Here is a 2,955-nt window from a genome sequence, read left to right as displayed (position 1 = left end):
TTAATGATTGGAAGAAATTTTGAACGTAAAGCAGCAGGCAAATCTTTTAAGATAGAAAAAAAGTGGGTTGATTTCAAGGACATGTCCGACAATATGAAAAGGGCTGCCGTGGCTGCTGAAGACCAGTTGTTTTTAAAACACGTGGGTTTCGATATCAAGGCCATTGAGAAAGCTTATAAGAGCAATGTCAACGGTAAAGGCAAGAAAATTAAAGGCGGCAGCACCATATCGCAACAAACGGCAAAAAATGTGTTCCTGTGGCCGGGTCGTTCCTGGATCAGGAAAGGCTTTGAAGCCTATTTTACCTTGTTGATTGAAATGTTCTGGAGCAAGGAACGCATCCTTGAAGTTTACCTCAATGTAATTGAGATGGGCGACGGGATTTATGGCGCAGAAGCTGCTGCACAGGCATATTATGGCAAGTCATGCCAACAGTTAAGTAAATCGCAGGCTGCTTTAATTGCTGCTTGTTTTCCAAATCCCTTGCGCTGGACTCCGCTTAAGCCAACGAAATACATAAAACACAGGCAATATTTAATTATTAAAAATATGAAGCGCCTTGGGCCTTTAGATTTTTAACATATAAGCAATAAGGTTTAAATCATTATATTAGACCTCGCCTATGTTGGAGAATAATAATCGTGATCATTGGGAGCAGATGCGGCTGGGCGACAAGCAGGCCTTATTTGAACTGTACAATAATATGTATTTCCACCTCATTCGTTTTGGTCTGCAAATCAATGCAGATGATGAATTGGTGAAGGATTGTGTGAATCAGGTTTTTTTAAACCTTTGGGATAAGCGTGCACGATTACCAAAAGTGGAAAATGTAAATGCCTATGTGATGACAGCTTTAAAAAGGTGTATGCTTGACCAGCTGAGTTATCTTAATAAAACAAATACTGCACTGAACCAGATGTTCGCCGAGGACAGGAGCAATGAGTTGTCGTACGAAGAGATACTGATCAACGTACAGCATGATGACGAATTAAAGAAAAAACTCAGCTCAGCCATACAACAACTCACGCCAAGGCAGATGGAATTGATCCAATTGAAGTTTTTTGAGGGATTAAGCTATGAACAAATTGCCGATCGGACCTCCCAAACGGTAAAAACAGCCTATAATACCATATATGATGCCATTAAATCGTTAAGAAAGCTGCTTAAATAATTTATTGCATAAATTATTTAATTTTCTTAGGAAAAAAGCAGTTTTCCATCGTCTGTATAGCAAATCACCATGTTATGCAAATGCCAAATGACAGTTTCCTTGTTGAAGAATTGATTTGTAACGAATCTTTTCAGCATTATTGCCTGGGGACAGACCTTCAAAATCAATTGCTTTGGCAAAATTGGATTGAACAACTTCCACATAAAAAAGCAGAATTTGAAGAAGCCAAGCGATTGGTAGAGCTCCTCACTGTTAAACAGGGCAGCAGGTTACAACAAATTCAGGCTTTAAAAAGTGGTTTAAAACAAAAGCAGTTGTTCAGCGAAGCACTTTTAGGTGTTCGTACAGAACCGTTGCCATTAAAAATTGAAAAGACCGGTCCTTCAATCTATAAATACCTTGGTGGTATTGCTGCGCTATTAGTGCTGTCACTATTTGTTTACTTGCTCTCGCCTTCCTTATCGAATTTCTTTCTATTGAAAGAGAAAAGTGAGACTACTGTCTTTTCAGGTCAACAATTGCGTAAAACCATAGTGCTTAAAGATGGCACAGTCATCACCCTGGCTAAGGAAAGCTCGGTAAAGCTGCGGGCCAATTTTGAGAGCAACAGAGAAATATGGTTAAGTGGTGAAGCTTTTTTCGACGTTACACATGATACCCTTCATCCTTTTATTGTACACACTACTTTTAATGATATTAAAGTTTTGGGTACAGCTTTTAACGTTAGAGCTTATCCAGATGCAAAGGAAATGGAAACAACTTTGCTGCGTGGAAGCATCAGGGTGGACTCTAAAAAATACCCCGGTGTTTATGCCATCCTTAAACCAAATGAAAGGCTCCTCTTCAAAAATGACTCAATTGTAAAAAAAGGAGCGACTGGTCAACCCTTTGATGTGGCTACAGTAACCCTCAACGCTGAAACCAAAAAACCAGAGGCTGTACAATGGGTTCAAAACCGACTGGAAATAGATGATGAACCCCTTTCTGTCATTGCCAAAAAACTTGAGTCCTGGTATGGAATGAAGATCGTTATCACCGATGAAGCCGTTAAAAGTTACCATTATTCCGGGGTCTTTGAGAACGAATCCATTCTTAAAACTTTAGAGGCCTTGCAACTTTCTTATCCTTTTCAATTTACAGTAAGTGAGCATCAAATAACCATCACCCGCTAAATAAAACCTTAATAACCTAAAACAACTAAATATGAGAAGAACCTTACTATTTAAACATTTAAGTAAGTATTCGCTGACCAGCAAAATGCTGCTCTCGATCAAGCTGACCAGCCTAAGTTTATTGATGATGTGTATACAGGTCTCGGCGTCTGGTTTTGCACAGCAAAAAATCAGCATTACGGCCAATGACATCAGTATAAAGAATTTACTTAAAACCATTGAAAAGCAAACTACCTACCGTTTTGTCTACAGCAATCAAACTTTGGCGCAGGATAAGAAGATCTCCCTGGTGCTACATGAAGTTTCTTTAGATGAAGCTATGAAATCTATCTGGAAAGAAACAGATATCACTTATGCCCTTAAAGAAAATAACCTGGTTATCATTTATTCAGGTGTGAAAGCCGCTCAGGATATTGTGATATCAGGAAAAGTAGTGGACGATACGGGCATGCCCTTGCCAGGGGTGTCTGTTAAAGTCAGTGGCTTATCTGTGGCCACCGTTACAGATGCTAATGGTAACTATACCTTACGGGTGGCAGATGCTGCAGCAACGTTAGAGTTTTCTTACATCGGTTACCTGAAACAGGTAATTGCAGTAGGGAACAGAAAGGT

The 2,955-nt window shown here is 39.5% G+C and carries 4 protein-coding genes; all 4 read left to right on the top strand.

Annotated features, from left to right (window positions below; all coding sequences use genetic code 11):
• Positions 1–579 (top strand): monofunctional biosynthetic peptidoglycan transglycosylase (gene mtgA, locus ACR2F7_RS07185; RefSeq protein WP_432712904.1); only part of this gene is annotated, 579 nt, incomplete at its 5' end.
• Positions 580–622: 43 nt separating this feature from the next.
• Positions 623–1,171: an RNA polymerase sigma factor gene (locus ACR2F7_RS07180; protein ID WP_432712903.1), complete on the top strand. Its 549-nt coding sequence runs from the start codon at positions 623–625 to the stop codon at positions 1,169–1,171.
• 74 nt (positions 1,172–1,245) lie between these two features.
• Positions 1,246–2,343: a FecR family protein gene (locus ACR2F7_RS07175; RefSeq protein WP_432712902.1), complete on the top strand. Its 1,098-nt coding sequence runs from the start codon at positions 1,246–1,248 to the stop codon at positions 2,341–2,343.
• Between the two features lie 31 nt (positions 2,344–2,374).
• Positions 2,375–2,955: carboxypeptidase-like regulatory domain-containing protein (locus tag ACR2F7_RS07170; RefSeq protein WP_432712901.1), on the top strand; the 581-nt coding region annotated here is incomplete at its 3' end.

The organism is Pedobacter sp. (genome assembly GCF_045628745.1).
GTDB lineage: Bacteria > Bacteroidota > Bacteroidia > Sphingobacteriales > Sphingobacteriaceae > Pedobacter.
The sequence above is the reverse complement of the archived record's forward strand: the minus strand, read 5'-3'. Positions and strand labels throughout refer to the sequence as shown.

What these genes read in the sequence shown, in the direction of transcription:
- ACR2F7_RS07175 (WP_432712902.1), top strand. Translation starts at nt 1,246, where the DNA reads ATGCAAATGCCAAATGACAGTTTCCTTGTTGAAGAATTGATTTGTAAC.
- ACR2F7_RS07180 (WP_432712903.1), top strand. Translation starts at nt 623, where the DNA reads ATGTTGGAGAATAATAATCGTGATCATTGGGAGCAGATGCGGCTGGGC.